The 18,175-nt window shown below is 41.3% G+C and carries 23 protein-coding genes and 1 other annotated feature; of the genes, 22 read left to right on the top strand and 1 reads right to left on the bottom strand.

Annotation, left to right across the window (positions count from 1 at the left end):
* Positions 1 to 12: 12 nt before the first annotated feature.
* From C1A12_RS13715 to yajC, 20 genes are all read left to right on the top strand, one after another.
* Positions 13 to 1,428 (top strand): ribonuclease E/G, encoded by a 1,416-nt coding sequence (locus tag C1A12_RS13715; protein WP_101844448.1) that lies wholly within the window; start codon positions 13 to 15, stop codon positions 1,426 to 1,428.
* A gap of 35 nt (positions 1,429 to 1,463) precedes the next feature.
* Positions 1,464 to 1,536 (top strand) — a sequence feature (ribosomal protein L21 leader region).
* 13 nt (positions 1,537 to 1,549) lie between these two features.
* Positions 1,550 to 1,858 carry a 50S ribosomal protein L21 gene (rplU, locus tag C1A12_RS13710; protein WP_101844446.1) on the top strand — a complete coding sequence of 103 codons (309 nt, stop codon included), beginning with the start codon at positions 1,550 to 1,552 and terminating at the stop codon, positions 1,856 to 1,858.
* 8 nt (positions 1,859 to 1,866) lie between these two features.
* Positions 1,867 to 2,196: a ribosomal-processing cysteine protease Prp gene (locus C1A12_RS13705; RefSeq protein ID WP_101844444.1), complete on the top strand. Its 330-nt coding sequence runs from the start codon at positions 1,867 to 1,869 to the stop codon at positions 2,194 to 2,196.
* 13 nt (positions 2,197 to 2,209) lie between these two features.
* On the top strand, positions 2,210 to 2,500 hold the full coding sequence (gene rpmA / locus C1A12_RS13700) for a 50S ribosomal protein L27 (RefSeq protein ID WP_101844442.1): 291 nt from the start codon (positions 2,210 to 2,212) through the stop codon (positions 2,498 to 2,500).
* A gap of 196 nt (positions 2,501 to 2,696) precedes the next feature.
* Entirely contained in the window at positions 2,697 to 3,212 is a 516-nt protein-coding gene (locus C1A12_RS13695) for a Spo0B domain-containing protein (protein ID WP_101844440.1), read from the top strand.
* A 13-nt stretch (positions 3,213 to 3,225) separates the two neighbouring features.
* Entirely contained in the window at positions 3,226 to 4,509 is a 1,284-nt protein-coding gene (gene obgE / locus C1A12_RS13690) for a GTPase ObgE (RefSeq protein ID WP_101844438.1), read from the top strand.
* A 14-nt stretch (positions 4,510 to 4,523) separates the two neighbouring features.
* A complete protein-coding gene (locus C1A12_RS13685; RefSeq protein WP_101844436.1) occupies positions 4,524 to 4,973 on the top strand; it encodes an ACT domain-containing protein in 450 nt (149 codons plus the stop codon).
* 18 nt (positions 4,974 to 4,991) lie between these two features.
* Positions 4,992 to 5,858 carry a prephenate dehydratase gene (gene pheA / locus C1A12_RS13680; RefSeq protein WP_101844434.1) on the top strand — a complete coding sequence of 289 codons (867 nt, stop codon included), beginning with the start codon at positions 4,992 to 4,994 and terminating at the stop codon, positions 5,856 to 5,858.
* A gap of 189 nt (positions 5,859 to 6,047) precedes the next feature.
* Positions 6,048 to 7,313 carry a SafA/ExsA family spore coat assembly protein gene (gene safA / locus C1A12_RS13675; RefSeq protein WP_101844432.1) on the top strand — a complete coding sequence of 422 codons (1,266 nt, stop codon included), beginning with the start codon at positions 6,048 to 6,050 and terminating at the stop codon, positions 7,311 to 7,313.
* Positions 7,303 to 8,265, top strand: coding sequence for a phosphotransferase (locus tag C1A12_RS13670; RefSeq protein ID WP_101844430.1), 963 nt, complete (start codon positions 7,303 to 7,305; stop codon positions 8,263 to 8,265). Before safA ends, C1A12_RS13670 begins: the two co-directional genes overlap by 11 nt.
* A gap of 35 nt (positions 8,266 to 8,300) precedes the next feature.
* Entirely contained in the window at positions 8,301 to 9,038 is a 738-nt protein-coding gene (nadE, locus tag C1A12_RS13665; protein ID WP_101844428.1) for an NAD(+) synthase, read from the top strand.
* Positions 9,039 to 9,106: 68 nt separating this feature from the next.
* Positions 9,107 to 9,670 (top strand): YhcN/YlaJ family sporulation lipoprotein, encoded by a 564-nt coding sequence (locus tag C1A12_RS13660; protein WP_101844426.1) that lies wholly within the window; start codon positions 9,107 to 9,109, stop codon positions 9,668 to 9,670.
* Positions 9,671 to 9,748: 78 nt separating this feature from the next.
* Positions 9,749 to 10,501 (top strand): YebC/PmpR family DNA-binding transcriptional regulator, encoded by a 753-nt coding sequence (locus tag C1A12_RS13655; RefSeq protein WP_101844424.1) that lies wholly within the window; start codon positions 9,749 to 9,751, stop codon positions 10,499 to 10,501.
* A 72-nt stretch (positions 10,502 to 10,573) separates the two neighbouring features.
* Positions 10,574 to 10,897 (top strand): BofC N-terminal domain-containing protein, encoded by a 324-nt coding sequence (locus tag C1A12_RS13650; RefSeq protein WP_101844422.1) that lies wholly within the window; start codon positions 10,574 to 10,576, stop codon positions 10,895 to 10,897.
* A gap of 118 nt (positions 10,898 to 11,015) precedes the next feature.
* Positions 11,016 to 11,633 (top strand): Holliday junction branch migration protein RuvA, encoded by a 618-nt coding sequence (gene ruvA, locus C1A12_RS13645; protein ID WP_101844420.1) that lies wholly within the window; start codon positions 11,016 to 11,018, stop codon positions 11,631 to 11,633.
* Positions 11,634 to 11,651: 18 nt separating this feature from the next.
* Positions 11,652 to 12,653, top strand: a complete 1,002-nt coding sequence (ruvB, locus tag C1A12_RS13640) for a Holliday junction branch migration DNA helicase RuvB (protein ID WP_101844418.1) — start codon at positions 11,652 to 11,654, stop codon at positions 12,651 to 12,653.
* Positions 12,654 to 12,658: 5 nt separating this feature from the next.
* A complete protein-coding gene (locus C1A12_RS13635; protein ID WP_200816603.1) occupies positions 12,659 to 12,850 on the top strand; it encodes a DUF2905 domain-containing protein in 192 nt (63 codons plus the stop codon).
* A 19-nt stretch (positions 12,851 to 12,869) separates the two neighbouring features.
* Positions 12,870 to 13,895: a tRNA preQ1(34) S-adenosylmethionine ribosyltransferase-isomerase QueA gene (queA, locus tag C1A12_RS13630; protein ID WP_101844414.1), complete on the top strand. Its 1,026-nt coding sequence runs from the start codon at positions 12,870 to 12,872 to the stop codon at positions 13,893 to 13,895.
* A 31-nt stretch (positions 13,896 to 13,926) separates the two neighbouring features.
* On the top strand, positions 13,927 to 15,063 hold the full coding sequence (gene tgt / locus C1A12_RS13625) for a tRNA guanosine(34) transglycosylase Tgt (RefSeq protein ID WP_101844939.1): 1,137 nt from the start codon (positions 13,927 to 13,929) through the stop codon (positions 15,061 to 15,063).
* 15 nt (positions 15,064 to 15,078) lie between these two features.
* On the top strand, positions 15,079 to 15,342 hold the full coding sequence (gene yajC / locus C1A12_RS13620) for a preprotein translocase subunit YajC (RefSeq protein ID WP_101844413.1): 264 nt from the start codon (positions 15,079 to 15,081) through the stop codon (positions 15,340 to 15,342).
* 128 nt (positions 15,343 to 15,470) lie between these two features.
* Here the strand turns inward: yajC and C1A12_RS13615 are convergent, their stop codons facing one another.
* Complete coding sequence (locus C1A12_RS13615) at positions 15,471 to 15,851, bottom strand: TIGR04086 family membrane protein (RefSeq protein WP_101844411.1); 381 nt, start codon at positions 15,849 to 15,851, stop codon at positions 15,471 to 15,473.
* 124 nt (positions 15,852 to 15,975) lie between these two features.
* On the opposite strand from C1A12_RS13615, the gene C1A12_RS13610 reads away from it, so the two are divergent.
* Together C1A12_RS13610 and C1A12_RS13605 are read left to right on the top strand one after the other, a co-directional pair.
* Positions 15,976 to 17,265 (top strand): ArsB/NhaD family transporter, encoded by a 1,290-nt coding sequence (locus C1A12_RS13610; RefSeq protein WP_101844409.1) that lies wholly within the window; start codon positions 15,976 to 15,978, stop codon positions 17,263 to 17,265.
* A gap of 58 nt (positions 17,266 to 17,323) precedes the next feature.
* The gene (locus C1A12_RS13605; protein ID WP_306417014.1) at positions 17,324 to 17,971 is read left to right on the top strand and encodes a DUF421 domain-containing protein; all 648 of its coding nucleotides are present in this window, start codon (positions 17,324 to 17,326) and stop codon (positions 17,969 to 17,971) included.
* Positions 17,972 to 18,175 lie beyond the last annotated feature (204 nt).

The raw sequence follows: 18,175 nt of genomic DNA, 5'->3' as shown, positions 1-18,175 counted from the left end.
AAGGATGAAACGATGAGAACGATAGCTCTACATACACAAACACCTGAGAAGATCGGGCTTGTTATGAATCACAGTCGATTAATTGAATACACTGCTGCACGCCCGGAGGCTGCTTTGCTTTCGGGTTCTATTTATAAAGGAAAAGTACAGAGTATTCATAAAGGGATGCAAGCTGCTTTCGTAGACATTGGTGAACAGAAACATGCTTTTTTAAAGAAAGAATTGATTCCCTGGTGCTCCACTTCAATCGAACAGTCAATAACAGAAGGACGGGAAGTGATAGTCCAGGTAACGAAAGAACCTGCAGGAAATAAAGGCGCTCAAGTCACTGCTGATCCTGCAGTCCCAGGATTGTATATCATCTACCAGCCTTTTGGAAATAATGTTGCGATATCAAGGAAAATAGAAAAAAACAAAGGATTTAAGTTAAAAAGTGAAATAGAAGCTGTTCTTAAAGGTTGTGAAGGAGCAATTCTAAGAACGAATGCAGCCGGAGTGGAAATTTCTCAAGTAGTTGAAGAGTTAGAACGATTAAGAAGGAACTGGAACTCCCTGAAAATCCCCAAAAAGCCAGGTATCATCTGGGAAGACGACGTCATTCTTAATCAGTTTATACGTACTTACGGGGGCTCAAGTGATGAGATCTTAGTAGATGACGTGGAGGTTAGTCAACTTATAAAATGTAGGTTTCCTTCATTGGCGGGAAGAGTACAATGGAGGAATAATTTAGAACATGACATTGGCCATACGATTAACGAGCTTCAAGACAAGCTTGTACAGCGAACTGTCACTACAGCTAAAGGGGTGCAGTTAATCATTGATCCCACTGAGGCAATGATAGTGATTGATGTTAATAGTCATCGTTATGCAGGTCGAAGCCTTTCGAACACCGAGGCGCTTAAAGTAAATCAACATGCTGCGACAGAGATAGCGAGACTTATTAGACTTCGTAATTATTCTGGAATGATATTAATTGACTTCATTTCTATGCGAAATCCATCTCATAAGGAGCAGCTGCTCTCGTTTTTAAAGAAAGAGACAGCCAATGATCCTGTTGTGACAAAAGTTCATGGTATAACAAAATTAGGTATAGTGGAATTGACACGCACCCGTCGACTGCCTAGTGTTAATGAACAGCTGTTATCGTCTCCCGGTATCACCTATAATATTGACACACAGAGCTACAGACTGGAAAGGTACTTAAGGAATAATAGTCATGTTGAAGCTGTTCTGCTAAGAGTGAGCAGCGAGCTCTATGATAGAAAAAAACAATTGCGTTTAGAGCCGATTTCTAGTAAAATTCCACAGGAGCTGTTTGTTAAGCGAGATGATTATATCACTGGCTGGCAAATTGAGCTTGAAGGGTCACTAGACATCGTGAAGGAAGCGGCTGAACTCCGTGGTCACGCTGTTGACAACTTGTTTTGATCTGTGGTAACATCATTATGTTATTCAAGTAGCACTTCAGGCTACAACCGCACAGAACAGGTTTATTAAACCAAATATGGTACCTGGATGGCGAGTCTGAGTATATTGAGGAGGTGCAGGTATGTACGCAATTATTGAAACTGGTGGTAAACAAATCAAAGTTCAAGAGGGTCAGGAGATCTACGTTGAGAAAGTAAACGTAGAAGCTGGCGAAACCGTAACTTTTGATAAAGTTCTTTTTGTAGGCGGCGACGACACTAAAGTAGGCGCCCCATTCGTAGATGGAGCTACTGTAACGGCTAAAGTTGAAAAGCAGGGTCGTCAGAAGAAGCTGACTGTCTTCAAATACAAGCCAAAAAAGAACTACAAACGTAAACAAGGTCACCGTCAACCGTATACAAAACTTGTTGTTGAGAGCATCAAGGCGTAAACGGAGCGATGATTAACGTATCGGTGTATCGTTCACAAGGTGGTTTAAGCGGCTTTGAAATTTCCGGACATGCAGAAAGCGGTCCCTATGGACATGACCTTGTATGCGCGGCCGTTTCAGCAGTATCCTTTGGAACTGTGAATGCCATTATCTCCCTTTGTGACATAGAACTTGACATTGCTCAAGGCGGTGAAGGCGGTTTTTTACATGTTAAACTTCCGCCTCATTTAGAGCAGGAAACTTTATCTAAAGCTCGACTGCTTCTTGAGGGGATGCTGGTTTCTTTACAAACGATCGAAAATGATTATCATGAATATATAAGAATTAAGAATATGTAAGGAGGTGGAACACATGCTACGTCTAGATCTTCAGTTTTTTGCCACCAAAAAAGGTGTAAGTAGTACGAAGAACGGCCGTGACTCTGAATCCAAGCGTCTTGGAGCTAAGCGTGCCGATGGTCAAACTGTAACAGGCGGATCTATTCTTTATCGTCAACGTGGTACAAAAGTGTATCCTGGCGAGAACGTTGGCCGCGGAGGAGACGACACTTTGTTTGCTAAAGTAGACGGTGTTGTTAAATTTGAACGTTACGGTCGTAACCGTAAAAAAGTGAGCGTTTATCCTGCAGTTCAGGAAGCGTAATATTTTCCGTAATGACTTTGATACAAAAAAGTAAGCCGCGCTATGCTATAGCATATGCGCGGCTTATTTTATAGGATGATAAACTACTTTTCATGCTGTCAGCTGTTTCACAAGAAAACTTGTTTGACTAACTTTCATTTCAGTTTGTCCGCAATTTTGCTATACTTTTCTTATTATGGAAAGCTAAGGGGAGCGGATGGCAGTGGAAAGTCACGAAGTACTTCATATCTTAAGACATAAGCGTCATGACTGGATGAATCAAATTCAACTCGTGCAAGGGTATGCATCAATGGGAAAAATGGAACGTGTGAAAGAACATTTGCGCCAAATTGTTGATCAAGCTGAGCATGAAAGAAGACTACTTAACTGTAAGGCAGACAATTTTTCCCTTTGGCTGTTCACTTTTAATTGGAGTTACAACCAATACCAGCTCACTTATTTATTAGACGAAGACATTGATTTATCAAGTCATGATAAACAATTGGCGGCTTATGCGAAGAAAATTGTATCGACATTGGATGAACACAGCATAAACGATGAACTATATGAAGGGATCCTTCATATTTACAAATCAAATGAGCTCATTTCATTGAACTGGTCCTGGGTTGGCGAATTTAATCGCAAACAAGAGCTCGCAGAAAAGCTTGAAAGCTTTGGGGTAACCGATATAGATAATCCCCAGGAAGTAAAATTGAATTGTACGATAGAATAAAGAGGTGGAAATTATGTTTGTAGATCAGGTCAAGGTTTTTGTTAAAGGCGGTGATGGAGGTAATGGCCTTGTTGCTTACCGTCGTGAGAAATATGTTCCAATGGGTGGACCAGCCGGCGGCGACGGTGGAAACGGTGGAGATGTTATCTTTGAAGTGGATGAAGGATTGAATACATTAATGGATTTCAGATATCAGCACCACTTTAAAGCAAAACGTGGAGAGAACGGGATGAATCAGAAACAGCATGGAAAAAACTCTCCTCCCCTTATCATTAGTGTGCCGCCAGGAACGACAGTAAAAGAAGTTGAAACAGGTAGAGTGATTGCGGATTTAACTGAACATAAACAACAAGCAGTTATTGCCAAAGGAGGCAGAGGGGGAAGAGGCAACGCGCGATTCGCTACAGCCCGTAATCCAGCCCCTGAGATTGCTGAAAATGGAGAGCAGGGTGAGGAGTTAGATGTGCAGGTAGAATTAAAACTGCTTGCCGATGTAGGTTTAGTCGGTTTCCCCAGTGTAGGAAAATCTACCTTCCTATCAACGGTTACTGCAGCAAAACCAAAAATTGCTGATTACCATTTTACGACACTGGCCCCTAATTTGGGGGTGGTCGAAAGTCAGGATAACAGAAGCTTTGTCATGGCTGACCTGCCGGGTTTAATCGAAGGAGCTCATGAAGGAGTTGGACTCGGCCACCAATTTTTACGTCACGTGGAACGAACACGCCTTCTTTTGCATGTTATTGATATGTCAGGAATGGAAGGCCGCGATCCATATGAGGATTATTTAACAATTAATAACGAGTTATCATCTTATGATGAAAGACTGACTCGCCGCCCGCAAATTATTGTAGCGAACAAAATGGATATACCGGAAGCTGAACTTTATTTAGAAGAGTTTAAGGAGAAAGTTAGCGGAGAAGTAGCAGTATACCCTATATCTACTGCCACAAGGACTGGTATTGATGAACTTCTTTATGCTGTAGCTGATAAGCTGGAGGAACTTCCTAAACAGGAAACTGAAGAAATTGAAGAAGTAGAGGAACGAGTTATCTACAAATATGAGAAAGAAGAAGCTCCGTTTAAAGTAACAAGAGCAGATGATGGAGCCTTTGTTCTTTATGGTGAAAAAATTGAATCCGTGTTTCGTAAAACCGACTTCTCCCGTGATCAATCCATCAATCGTTTTGCTCGTCAGATGCGGAGCATGGGTGTGGATGAAGAGCTTAGGAAGCGTGGTGCTAAGGACGGAGACACTGTGAGATTGCTTGATTATGAATTTGAATTTGTTGATTAATGAGGTGCTAATTAATGGCCGATTATAATGAGAAGTTCTATTTAGTCCGTAGCGATATACTACCGGAAGCAATGAAGAAGACCATTGATGCTAAAGCTCTCATTGAGCGTGGTAAGACTGTTTCTATCTTCGAAGCGGTTCAGGAAGTAGGTCTTTCAAGAAGTGCATTTTATAAGTATAGAGATGCCGTCTTTCCGTTTCAAGCGATGGTAAAGGAGCAGATGATTACGTTGTTCTTCCACCTTGAGGATAGAACTGGTACATTATCCAACCTTTTAATAGCAGTTGCCGAATCAGGCTGTAATGTCTTAACCATCCATCAGACGATTCCCCTGCAGGGAAAAGCAAATGTTACTCTATCATTAAATACAACAGGTATGGTATATTCTATTGAACAATTACTACAAAGGCTTCATAAATTGGACTTTGTCGATCGAGTTGAGATTCTTAGTTCTGGGGCTTAGAAAGAAGGAGTTTATAATATGCAACGAATTGGATATTTAGGACCAAAAGGGACATTTACAAAAATGGCGGTGGATGCCTTATTTGATCAAGGATCTTTTGTAGGCTTTGATAGTATCCCGGCCTGCCTGGATGCAGTGGAACGAGGAGAAATTGACACAGGAGTCGTCCCATTAGAAAATGCGATTGAGGGCTCTGTGCATTTAACCATCGATTACCTCATCCATCAGGTAGAGCAGTCTGTCATGGCTGAGCTAACCGTTCCGATTCGCCAGCATTTACTGGTGCATCCTGAATATAATGGGGAAGAAATCACTCATATTTATTCTCATAGCCACGCGATTGCACAATGTCATCAATATTTATATAAGAACTATCCGAATGCAGAACTCGAGTACACCGCTTCTACTGGAAGAGCAGCTGAAATAGTCATCGAAAAAGGAGCTCACATTGCTGCAATCGGAAATCATTTAGCGGCTGAAGAGAACGATTTAAAAATTTTGACTCCAAGTATTCATGATTATGACAATAACCATACGCGATTTGCCGTAGTTCAAAAAACACCAAAAAAGCTTGAAGTAAAGGATCACCCGGTTACGACCCAGAAAACAACAGTGATGGTAACATTACCTAAAGATTTCGTAGGTGCACTTCATCAGGTGTTAGCTGCTTTCGCCTGGAGAAAAATGAACTTGTCGAAAATTGAATCACGACCTATGAAGACTGGGTTAGGAAATTATTTTTTCTTGATCGACGTCGACCAGCCTTACGATGATGTTTTGTTCCCAGGAGTAAAAGCTGAATTAGAAGCATTAGGCTGTCAACTGAAACTGCTTGGAACCTATCCAAGCTACAACATAGATATTCCCGCCCCTGTCTGCCAGTAGGAGTTATGAACAGAGTTTAAGCATACTTGCTTAAACTCTGTTTTTTAAAAGGCGGAATAGACTAATTATTCTATTAAATATAGAAAAACATTAGGCAACTTAATCATTCTTTTCTTTCCCTATGCATAAAGTGTTAGGAAACGATTATGCTCTTATACTTTTTTAGATCATAGGAAAGGAGTTGCAATTGTGAGAATTCACGTTGTGCAAAAAGGTGATACGCTGTGGAAAATTTCAAAAAAATATGGGGTGGACTTTGAGGAATTGAAGTCAGTGAACTCTCAATTATCTAATCCTGATATGATCATGCCTGGCATGAAAATAAAAGTTCCTCAAGGGAAGAAGCAAGTTAAAAAAGAGGCCCAGAAGAAAGAAGCCCCTAAAAAGGAAATGCCTAAAAAAGAAGCGCCTAAAAAAGAAGCGCCTAAAAAAGAAGCTCCTAAAAAGGAAATGCCTAAACCAAAACCTACACCAAAACCAAAGCCAAAGCCAATGCCTAAGATTCAGGAAGACGAAAAGAAGCCGATGAATATGCCAATGATGGAAAAGCCAATGATGCCCATTCAAATGAATATGCCGATACAAATGCCTATGGAGCATATGCAGAATTATTACACTACATTCCATCTGCCTCAAATGCCTATGCCCAAAAAGCCAAAGCCTAAAGCTGCAAAGCCTAAACCAATGAAATCTCACGACATAAAGCCCAAAGAAATGAAACCTAAAGAAATGAAACCTAAAGAAGCTAAACCAAACGAGCCTATGAATCATCCGAAACAAGAAAATGTAGAATATTATCAACCTCAACACCAACAGAAAGTTCAAGAACTTCCTTATGGACCACCAATGCCGTATCCTACTCCCTGGGATTATTTCTGGTGCCCTCCCTACATGGGAATGTCTCATCAACCAATGATGAACCAGCCAATGATGAATCAACCGATGAACCAGCCAATGATAAATCAGCCGATGAACCAGCCAATGATGAATCAGCCGATGAACCATCCAATGATGAATCAACCGATGAACCAGCCAATGATGAATCAGCCGATGAACCATCCAATGATGAATCAACCGATGAACCATCCAATGATGAATCAGCCGATGAACCAGCCAACGATGAATCAGCCGATGAATCATCCAATGGCTAATCCGCATCACCCAATGCCTTTTATGCATGGTATGGAAGGTGATGACTCAGAGAATCATCCCTTCATGATGGGAGAGGGACAAAAACAGGGAGGATGCGGCTGTAGTGGTAAGAAATCGATGCCTATGGGATACGAGAACCAGCCCCCTAACCAAATGATGGACCCTAATATGAATAACTGGTTCCCAATGATGAATGATAATGAACAGATGAGAGGTTATTTTCCTCAGCCTGGCCAGCCGCCGCAGCCTTTGTATAATTGGGAAGCTGAACAGCCTTGGCAGGATGATGAGGATGAAGACTAAATTAAACAAAGGCGATTCTTATACGGATCGCCTTTTTCATTGGTTGGAAGACCGAAAGAGATTAAGTATAACGAAAGTCGTAGAAATAAAGCCGAAGATCTTTAAGATATGGGTAGAGGAACACTGTTATTTACTTAAAGGCTACCGTCGATCAACTATTTTGACCCAGCAGCTTGATTTTTTTCAAAATTGGAAAAGAGCGAAAGATATGGCCGCGCTTCCCATGCCATTCCCTACAGGGGAGCACAGTGTAAGCAAACTAGGATGTGAGTGGGGGCTGTTTCACTGGATGGACGGACGTCATGCCAACTTCGATAATCCTGAAGATCGAAAGAGAGTCTATAACTGTCTTAGGCAGTTTCATCGTTCATCAAAAGGGGTGGAAGCATTATCGGTCCCTCGAGACCCTTTATATATTAAATGGAAACGTCGGATAGAACAATTTGAAGAAACTAAAGAGGTTTTCATCACTCATAACAAGGAAAGGTTCTATAATGAAGTACGGTCGACTTCTGAGCGGCTTCTATATAACTTTTCCTTATATCCTTGGGGAGAAATTGAACAGGAGGCCTGGCAGAACCAGCAATGGCTTCATGGTGATGTGGCTCACCATAATTTTATTATAAATCAACATGGCGGAGTGAAAATGATTGATTTTGACCTCCTTCATGTTGGGCCAAAGCTTTACGATGAGATTCAGCTTGCGCATCGGTTTTTACCATTTTTAGAACAAAATAAGTCAGCTTTTTTACAGCTTTTTCATCATGTAGAAGATCCACAGCTTTGGTTAAGAGGCGTATTAGTCCCTGCAGATCTTATCCGTGAATGGCTGTATGGTTATAATAAGTGTAGAAAAGGAGAGGGTACACTCAGCGGCCACATAAATAAGTTCGAGGAAGCATGGAACCGCCGTAAACCGTTTGTCCGTTATACAGAATTCATGCTAAGATAATTAGTATCTTGAGTGTGAAAGGATGAACATGCAAAGTGGAGCAAAAAGTCGAAGAAATAGTACAATGGTTAAGAAAGCAAGCGGAACAGGCTAATGTTAATGGTTTGCTCGTAGGTGTAAGCGGAGGTATTGACTCAGCTGTCGTAGCTCATTTAATTAAGCGTGCGTACCCTGATCACTCTTTAGGTGTTATTATGCCGTGTAAGAGTAACCCAGATGATCAAGAACACGCTAAAAAAGTAATTGACTCATGTGGGATTGAATCACTTAAGGTAGATCTGACTGAGACCCACCGAGTTATGTTTGGTAATATCGTGGATCAATTGAAAACAAGTGATACTTTTAACAAAGAACAAGAACAAATTGCAGACGCTAACTTGAGGGCTAGATTAAGAATGAGCACGTTATATACAGTAGCTACAAATCACCGTTATCTGGTTGTAGGAACAGATAATGCTGCTGAATGGTATACTGGTTACTTTACTAAATTTGGGGACGGAGGCGTTGATCTGGTGCCTCTTGTTAACCTTACGAAAGGTGAAGTTCGGGAAATAGCTAAATTCCTGGGTGTACCTGATCAAATTGTAAACAAACAACCTAGCGCAGGACTGTGGGAAGGCCAAACCGATGAAAATGAAATGGGTACGAGTTACGATATGATCGACCGGCATTTAAAAGGGGAGCAGATTCCAGAAAAAGACAGAGAAATTATTGAAGCTATGCATAAACGTACTATGCATAAGCGAACGATCGCTCCTGGGCCACCACAATAAATGCCTTAAATTAACAGACTAAAACAATCTCTTTTTTCAAATAGTATGGAAAAAGGAGATTGTTTTTTATGTACCGCAGATGTGGATTGTTAATCGTAATGCTTGCAACTATGGGCGCCTGTACAAATGATGTTCCTGATAAGACAGAAGAGAGCCAGTCAGAAGAGCTGTATCAGCCAATTGAATATACGGAGGATGAAGGAATACCAAAAGGCGAACAAATTCCTACGGGGGAGGATCAGTTTTTTAAACGTTCCAGTCAGCAAGAAATGCGTAATTCCAAGTATTCAAAGACAACACCAGGTCACGATAATGCTTTTAACAATGAAGAGTCAATGGCTATTACTGAAGAAGTAAATGAATTAAAAGAAGTAACAATGACTCAAGCTTTTACGAACGGAGAAAAAGCATATGTAGCTGTTATGCTGAACCCTTACGATTGGCGGGATGAGGATATAGAGGAGAAAGTATTGAAAAAAGCGGAATCAGTAACGGACCTCCCCGTCGTTGTTTATACTAACGTTAATTCCTGGGATAAGAAGAAAGACGAAAATGCGAGAAAAGGGGCAGATGAAGCTCCTGATAAAATAAGAGAAAGGATTCGGGACTTTTTTAAAGACAATGAAGAGTAGCGGCTCATATTTAATTTGGAATGATTTTTGTGATATATTGATATAGGATAAAGAATTGCTCCGGGGGAGGAGATACCTATGGCTGGACATTCCAAATGGAATAACATCAAGCGCCGTAAAGGTGCACAAGATGCGAAAAAAGGGAAACTGTTTATGAAGCACGCCAGAGAAATTTTTATGGCGGCCAGAGAAGGCGGCGGAGATCCGGAAATGAACGCAAACCTCCGTTTAGCTGTTGATAAAGCTAAATCAAATAACATGCCTAACGACAATATAGACAGGGCTATAAAAAAGGCAACAGGTGACCTGGACGGAGTGAATTATGAAGAATTCACTTATGAAGGGTATGGTCCTGGCGGTGTAGCAGTGATGGTTAAGGTGTTAACCGATAACAAGAATCGTACGGCCGCAGAAGTACGTCATGCTTTCAATAAGAATGATGGAAATCTTGGGGAGAATGGCTGTGTAGCTTTTATGTTCAATAGGAAAGGCTACCTGGTCATCGACCGGGCTGAAACTGAAGTGGACGAAGAAGAATTGCTTTTAGAAGTAATAGAAGCTGGAGGAGAAGAATTGGAGTCCGGAGAAGGGCAGTTTGAGATTTACACTGCGCCAGAAGACTTCAGTGAGGTTAAAGCTACATTGGAAGCAAACGGATATACGTTTCACACATCCGAAGTTACCATGATTCCAACCACTTACACCCATCTGGAAGAGCAAGGGACCATAAAGATGCTTTCCCTTATTGATATGCTAGAGGATAATGACGATGTGCAAGAAGTTTATCACAATTTAGATGCTGATGATGAAGTATTAGAGAAACTATCATAATTGACCTCTTATAAAAGCAGTTATTTGTGAGCATACTAGAGATAACAGCTTTTATTATGAGGAGGATATAACTTGCAAACCATATGGATATCTATTGTCCTGATCATCAGTCTGGTTTTGCAGCCGGCGCCTGAAGTTACTGAAAAAAGAGCCGTGGATCATAGTTATGCGAGCACTTCAACCTTTAATAAGGACGTACCTGCCTTTGTTTATCAGGAACCATTAGAGCTAAAGGTGATTCTTAAAACGTATGATGATGATGAATTAGTAGATACAGAAGTGACGAATGAGAAAATATGGGCCATGGAGGACTTCTGGTCAAATTATGATGGCTGGACAGTGGAGGATCAAAAAATTGGTCAAATTGTTTTTCAAAGACAGGTGGATCATGCATAAAAAGTTGAAAACCGCTGAATGACGGCGGTTTTTTTCTATGCTTTCAGGCTTATGGGAACATGTGCTTGTGTGTTACAATGAAATGTAGATTATTAATGGGATTGAGGGGAAAAGCACCATGATTGCTTATATTAAAGGAAATGTTACTTCTATTGACGAAGAATCCATTGCTATTGAGACGCAAGGAGTAGGATATGAAGTCTTATGTCCAAACCCTTTTAACTTTCAGGAGGAATTACATAAAGAAATTAAAGTTCACACTTACCATTATGTAAGGGAGGATCAACAACTTCTCTTTGGATTTAAGAAAAAAGAAGACAAGCTGTTGTTTTCTAAGTTACTCAATGTTTCGGGGATCGGACCTAAAGGAGCCCTGGCTATTCTTGGGAGTGTAAGTGTGCCGGAATTCGTTTCGGCTATTGAGCAGGAAGATGATAAATATTTGACGAAATTTCCTGGTGTGGGAAAGAAAACAGCCCGTCAGATGATTTTAGATTTAAAAGGGAAACTTATTGTATGGCTTCCTGACGAACAAAATGAACAAAGTATTTTTTATCAGGAGAAAGGGTCAGCTAAGCAGAATCGTGAACGAATAGATGAAGCACTTGAGGCTTTGAAGGCCCTTGGCTATTCAGATAAAGAACTTAAGATGGTGCAGCCTGAACTTGCCAAGGCAGACCAAGCCAGTGTGGATGATTATATTAGACAAGGCCTGCAGCTGCTGATGAAGGTCTAGAAAAGGAGAGAATCATGCATGGAAGAACGTATGATTTCTGGCGAATTGCAAGAGACTGAACAAGATATAGAATTAAGCCTGCGTCCTGAATGGCTTCGCCAATACATAGGGCAGGATAAAACTAAAGAGAATTTACGCATATTTATTGAGGCGGCTAAAATGCGGGAAGAACCTTTGGATCATACTCTCTTATACGGGCCACCGGGTCTCGGGAAAACTACACTTGCCTCCATTATTGCTAATGAAATGAATGTTCAGTTTAGAACAACAGCCGGACCAGCGATTGAGCGTGCAGGTGACCTGGCTGCTATTCTTTCTTCTCTTGAGGCAGGAGACGTACTTTTCATCGATGAGATTCACCGGCTGCCGCGCTCTGTTGAAGAAATATTGTATCCAGCCATGGAAGATTTCTGCCTTGATATTGTAGTGGGGACTGGGCCCAGCGCTCGCTCTGTTCGTCTTGACCTGCCCCCATTCACACTTGTAGGAGCTACAACGCGGGCCGGTTTACTTTCAGCACCGTTGAGGGATCGGTTCGGTGTGCACAGCAGACTGGAATATTATGATACAAAGGCATTATGTAAAATAGTGGAACGGACCGCTGATATCTTCCAAATCGGCATTGAGGCCAATGCGGCTGTAGAAGTAGCACGGAGGTCACGTGGGACTCCGAGGATTGCTAACCGTCTGTTGAAAAGGGTTCGTGATATAGCGCAGGTCAGCGGAGAATCCGTGATTGCGTACGAAACGACTCAAACCGCTTTGAAAATGCTTCAAGTGGATGAAGAAGGTCTGGATCATATTGATCATAAGTTCCTTCTTGCAATAATTGATCACTTTAAGGGTGGCCCGGTAGGCCTCGATACCATTTCGGCTACAATTGGAGAGGAACCTCAGACGATAGAGGATGTTTACGAACCTTTCCTGCTGCAGACAGGTTTTATACAGCGGACTCCCCGGGGAAGAGTAGTCACTCCTAAAGCATATCAACATTTTAACCGGGAGGTGCCAGGCTCTTGACGGGCATGGGGAAAATCTTTATTGTAATAGGGGTTGTATTTATTGTGATCGGTTTATTATGGAGCTTATTTGGAAAGCTTCCAGGCGATTTCAGTTTTAAGAAAGGTCCGGTCACCGTTTATTTTCCTATTATGACCTCAATTATTGCGAGTGTCATATTAACACTTATTTTTTATTTAATTAGTAAAATGCGTTAGGCAAGAATAGGAGTCTCAAATGGATATTAATGCATATAATTTTGAATTACCTGAGGAATTAATTGCCCAGGTTCCTTTAAAAGATCGATCTTCTTCCAAACTTATGGTCCTTAACCGAACTGCAAATACTATTGATCATCAGCATTTTAGTGATATTACTGAACATTTGCATAGAGGAGACTGTCTCGTCCTTAATGATACACGTGTTCTCCCTGCAAGATTATATGGTTCTAAAGAAGGTACGGGAGGAAAAGTAGAAGTTTTGCTTCTCCATCAAACTGATAATGATGAATGGGAAGTACTGATTAAACCTGCCAAAAAAGTAAAAGAAGGAACACGTATAGTGTTTGGTAATGGCCAGCTTATAGCCGAATGTACAGAAGTTCAAGACCACGGAGGAAGAAAAGTTAAATTTTTATATGATGGAATTTTTCTAGAGGTATTAGAATCATTGGGTGAGATGCCTCTCCCTCCTTACATTAAGGAACAGTTACCTGATCAGGAGAGATACCAGACTGTCTATGCCAGGGAGGAAGGATCAGCTGCCGCTCCTACCGCAGGCCTTCATTTTACAGAAGCATTGCTTAACGAACTTAAAGCCAAAGGTGTGGAAATTGTCTACCTTACGTTACATGTGGGATTAGGAACGTTCCGGCCTGTCAGTGTGGAGTCAGTTGAGGAGCACGAAATGCATGCTGAATTTTATACATTAAATGAAGAGTCGGCTCAAAAACTAAATGAAGTAAAGAAAAACAACGGACGTGTTGTTGCAGTAGGGACTACGTCTACTCGTACACTCGAAACAATCGTTCGTGATCATGGGGCGTTCAAAGCGGCAAGCGGCTGGACTGATATCTTTATCTACCCACCATATCAGCTTCGATCAATTGACGGTTTAATTACGAACTTCCATCTGCCAAAGTCAACGTTGATTATGCTGGTCAGCGCTTTTGCCGGCAGAGAATTTATTCTAGAAGCTTATCAGAGGGCAGTTGAGGAACGATACCGCTTTTTCAGCTTTGGAGATGCAATGTTTATTTATTAATGAGATGGATGGGGAAGAAAGGATCGAAACGATGGCAATAACTTATGAGTTAATTAAAACATGTAAACAGACAGGAGCCAGGCTGGGAAGGGTGCATACCCCGCATGGTTCATTTGACACACCGATGTTTATGCCTGTTGGAACCCTTGCAACGGTAAAGACGATGAGTCCGGAAGAATTGGAGCAGATGGGGGCCCAGATCATTTTATCGAATACGTACCACCTTTGGCTTCGCCCTGGCGAGGATATCGTTGAAGAGGCGGGCGGCCTGCACAGTTTTATGAATTGGAACGGTTCAATTCTTACAGATTCAGGTGGCTTCCAGGTCTTCAGCTTAAGTGACCTAAGGCAGATTGAAGAAGAAGGTGTGCATTTTAGAAACCATATTAGTGGGGAAAAATTATTTTTATCTCCAGAAAAAGCTATGCACATCCAAAATTCTTTAGGGGCCGATATCATGATGGCGTTTGATGAATGTCCTCCATACCCTGCAGAATATGATTATATGAAAAAATCTGTTGAACGGACAAGCCGGTGGGCTGAGAGGTGTCTTGAAGGACATAAGCGACCTCATGATCAGGGGTTGTTCGGCATTATACAGGGCGGTGAATATGAAGAACTACGCCGTCAAAGCGCACAGGACCTTACATCAATGGATTTTCCGGGCTATGCGGTCGGAGGATTGTCTGTTGGCGAACCAAAAGATGTAATGAATCGGGTGCTTGATTTCACTACACCACTTCTGCCAGATAAAAAGCCTCGCTACCTTATGGGAGTCGGGTCGCCGGATTCCTTAATCGATGGTGCCTTAAGAGGGATTGATATGTTTGACTGTGTTCTGCCAACCAGGATTGCTAGAAATGGGACACTTATGACGTCTAAGGGAAGACTTGTGGTTCGTAATGCTAAATTTGCCCGTGACTTTCGTCCGATTGATGAAGATTGTGATTGTCATACTTGCCGGAATTACAGCCGTGCCTATATACGACATTTGGTAAAAGCGAATGAAACGTTTGGCTTCAGGCTTACTACTTATCATAACTTATATTTTCTGTTAAAATTAATGAGGCGAGTTCGTGAAGCCATTAGAGAAGATCGACTCGGTGACTTTAGAGAAGAATTCTTTGAACAGTATGGTTTCAACAGACCAAACGCAAAGAACTTTTAGAAAGGGGGAATACGAATGGACACATTATTAGGGTTATTACCAATCATCTTGATGTTTGTCATTTTCTATTTCTTGCTCATCCGGCCACAGCAGAAAAAGCAGAAACAGGTTCAAAATATGCAGTCGGAATTGCAAAAAGGAGATAGAGTTATTACAATTGGAGGTCTCCATGGTACTATTCACGCCATTGATGAGAATACTCTTATCGTAAGTGTACAGGATGGCTCTCAATTGAAATTTGACCGTTCTTCAGTTAGAGAGAAACTGAACCAGGATTAAAGATAAAGCCCCATAGGTCTGTCTACAATAGTGATAGGCCTAAGCTTGTCTACATAAGTAACTAAAACCCCATATCCATGGGGTTTTTTATTTTGCAGCTGTTTGAAGTGCTAACTGGTACCTAACACCTATTGCGCCTTACGCGATGGCATATTTACCCCAATCATCCCTCCAAGTGTTGCGGCTAATACAAGCCCTCCAAAATAACTGAGCTGGGCCACAGATACCCACCGGTTTTCAAAGATAATTTGAAACAACATCATAATTACAATAAAAATCAGTCCTGTTAATAATCCGGTAAACCACCCCTTTTGCCGGGCTTTATAAGCAGCAAGCAAGCCTCCAAGAGCAAGAATGGTTAATCCGGCAATTAAAGAGAGTTGGTTTAATGTATCCGTGTCCATCGTTGTAAATCGCAGTAAGCTGGCTAAAACAGCTGAGAATAATATCATTAGAATAAAAATGGAACCGACACCATAACCAAGAACTCCTTGTAAAAATTTTTTCATTGCTTCCGCCCCCTTATTTAGCCTGTCTTCCTTACTATATGCATAGAGATATTGTAAATAGAAGTAGATATTCAGACGAGCTTTTGAATAGATATAGAAAAAGCATGTGTAAAGGGGAAGATTTATGACCACTTTGCTTACGATAATTATTTTTATAATAAGTTACTGCTTGCTTATGGTAGAGAAATGGAATCGAGCTACTGTTGCTCTAACTGGCGGCGTTCTTCTTCTCATATGCAACGTGTACGAATGGGAAGAAGCATTTGGTTTTATTGACTGGGACACAATTGCATTACTGTTTTCTATGATGGTTCTCGTATCCATTACTAAGAAAACGGGAGTCTTCACCTATGTTGCTGTTCGTTTGGCACAGTTAGTAAATGGACGTCCCATCCCACTTCTTGTCGTTACGGCTTTGTTTACAGCGGTTGGATCTGCTTTTCTTGATAACGTGACCACAGTATTATTGTTTGTGCCAGTACTACTCTCTTTAGTTAAACAGTTACAGCTTCCTTCTTTCCCTTATCTTGTTACCGCGATCTTTTCTTCTAACATAGGTGGGGCAGCTACTTTAATTGGTGATCCACCAAATATTATGATCGGACAGGCGGTAGATCATTTTTCGTTTTTATCCTTTCTCAATAATATGGGTCCAGTAGTGGTTGTGGTTTTTGGAGTGACATTGCTTATACTTGTTCTTCTATTTAAGAATAAGCTGCACTATGATGAAAGACTGGCACAGAGATTTATGAGGGAAGATGCGAACGAGTATTTAGAGAAAAGCCAGTTGCTAATCCGCTCATTATCTGTGTTGTTCCTGACAATAGCCGGATTTATGCTTCACCCTTTTATTCATATGGATATTACGACCATTGCCGTGAGTGGAGCATTGTTGTTACTTTTTACGACTGATCACATTCTTGACGTAGAAGAAGTGTTTAAGGAAGTTGAATGGGTTACATTATTTTTCTTCATGGGACTGTTTATGCTGGTCGGCGGACTGCAGACAGTGGGGCTTATAGATGAATTGGCCCGGGGAATGATCTGGATTTCTGGTGGAGATCTTCCGTTTACTTCTATGATGATGCTCTGGAGCGCAGGGTTGATTTCAGGAATCGTTGATAACATCCCTTTTGTAGCGGCAATGATTCCGGTTGTTCAAGAACTTCAGGGATATGGCATGATGGACGTAGACCCTGTTTGGTGGTCTCTCGCTTTAGGGGCCTGCCTCGGCGGAAATGGCACATTAATTGGAGCTTCAGCCAATGTGGTGGTAGCAGGACTTGCTGCCAGCTACAAAGAGCCGATTCCATTTATTAAGTTTGCAGTTTACGGAATACCAATGCTTCTATTGTCCCTGGGGATTTGTACGGTTTACGTATTATTTAGATATTTACTTCCGTTTCTTTCATAAAAACAAAAAGTTAGCTCATCTTAAGCATGTAGAGTTTAAGAAGGGCTGATGGCAATTGGTGATATTTGAACTGATCCTCCGAACGGTAATCACTTATTTGTTTATATTAATCATTTTTAGAATGATGGGAAAACGTGAAATCGGTGAACTAAGTGTAATGGACTTAGTTGTATTTATTATGCTGGCTGAAATTGCAATCTTTCTAATCGAAAAGCCTGACTCATCAATCTGGCGGGCTATTGTGCCCATGGGCGTCCTTTTATCCATCCAGTGGGTCAGCGCAGTCTTATCTTTAAAAAGTAAAAAGTTCCGTGACTGGTTTGATGGGAAACCATCAGTATTGATTAAGCATGGAAAAATTGATGAACAGGAAATGCGAAGACAGCGGTATAATTTTTCCGATTTACTGCTCCAGTTAAGAGAACAGGAAGTCCAGCATTTAGAAGACATTGACTTTGCAGTATTGGAACCATCGGGTAAATTATCCGTTTTCAAGAAAAAAGAAGACGGTTCCTCGGATTACGCAGTGGTTTTGATCGAAGATGGACAAGTGCAGTATGCGGGCTTAAAGCAAATTGACAAAACAAAGGACTGGTTAATGAACGAAATGAACAAGAGAGGTATTGAAAGCGTAGAGGAAATTTCGCTTTGTACAATTAATTTAAATGGAGAGATATGCATGGATTACGAGGATGAAATGAAGTAAATATCTCCTGAGGTGAGTAAACCAAGGCAATAGGTCATCAGCGTAGTCAAAATATGAAGCCTCCTGTGGGAACAGCACGAGAAGAAGATCCCGCAGGAAAGCACTCTTTGCTTTCCAAGGAAGCTGAGACCCGTGCCCTCTTCAACAGTAGTGTGTTAATGGAGCGAAGCTATATATCCTTTCTGCCCATAAATAATCCGAACT

The sequence above is a fragment of the Halobacillus sp. Marseille-P3879 genome (genome assembly GCF_900240285.1).
Lineage (GTDB): Bacteria > Bacillota > Bacilli > Bacillales > Halobacillaceae > Halobacillus_A.
This window is presented reverse-complemented; position numbering and strand designations above follow the sequence as displayed.